This window comes from Photorhabdus sp. CRCIA-P01, assembly GCF_003545805.1.
GTDB lineage: Bacteria > Pseudomonadota > Gammaproteobacteria > Enterobacterales > Enterobacteriaceae > Photorhabdus > Photorhabdus antumapuensis.
Genome location: NZ_NMQR01000195.1, coordinates 1 through 915, shown reverse-complemented (window position 1 = coordinate 915; position 915 = coordinate 1). Strand labels below are relative to the sequence as shown.

The window sequence follows — 915 nt, the reverse complement described above, 5'->3', positions numbered from 1 at the left end:
GGAATCGCTAGTAATCGTAGATCAGAATGCTACGGTGAATACGTTCCCGGGCCTTGTACACACCGCCCGTCACACCATGGGAGTGGGTTGCAAAAGAAGTCGGTAGCTTAACCTACGGGAGGGCGCTGACCACTTTGTGATTCATGACTGGGGTGAAGTCGTAACAAGGTAACCGTAGGGGAACCTGCGGTTGGATCACCTCCTTACCTGAGATACAGTGGAGTGCAGTGCTCACACAGATTGTCTGATGAAAGTAGAGCAAGACGCGTCTGCGAAGCCGGCCATAGTGTCCCCTTCGTCTAGAGGCCTAGGACACCGCCCTTTCACGGCGGTAACAGGGGTTCGAATCCCCTAGGGGACGCCATTTGCAGGATAACGGGTGAAAGGCGTTGTCGATGTTTCTTTAAGCGGATTTTCCCAATCTGTTTAGCGAGATAAGCTCTTTAACAATCCGGAACAAGCTGAAAAATTGAAACGGTCAATAATATCTTCGCGGTATTATTGATGAGTCTCTCAAGCTGAATGATCCGAGACACGTTCGGGTTGTGAGGTTAAGCGACTAAGCGTACACGGTGGATGCCTAGGCAGTCAGAGGCGATGAAGGACGTGCTAATCTGCGAAAAGCGTCGGTAAGCTGATATGAAGCGCTATTAGCCGGCGATGTCCGAATGGGGAAACCCAGTGCAATGCGTTGCACTATCGTTTGATGAATTCATAGTCAAACGAGGCGAACCGGGGGAACTGAAACATCTCAGTACCCCGAGGAAAAGAAATCAACCGAGATTCCCCCAGTAGCGGCGAGCGAACGGGGAGCAGCCCAGAGTCTGAATCAGCCGAGGTGTGAGTGGAAGCGCCTGGAAAGGCGCACGGTAAAGGGTGACAGTCCCGTACACCAAAATGCCTCGGTTGTGAACT

General features: G+C 51.9%; 1 tRNA gene and 2 rRNA genes. All 3 read left to right on the top strand.

The features are described from left to right. Positions 1-206 (top strand): 16S ribosomal RNA (locus tag D3222_RS24790); the annotation flags it as partial. Positions 207-288: 82 nt separating this feature from the next. Then, positions 289-364 (top strand) — tRNA-Glu (locus tag D3222_RS24785). A 185-nt stretch (positions 365-549) separates the two neighbouring features. Then, positions 550-915, top strand: a 23S ribosomal RNA gene (locus tag D3222_RS24780); the annotation flags it as partial.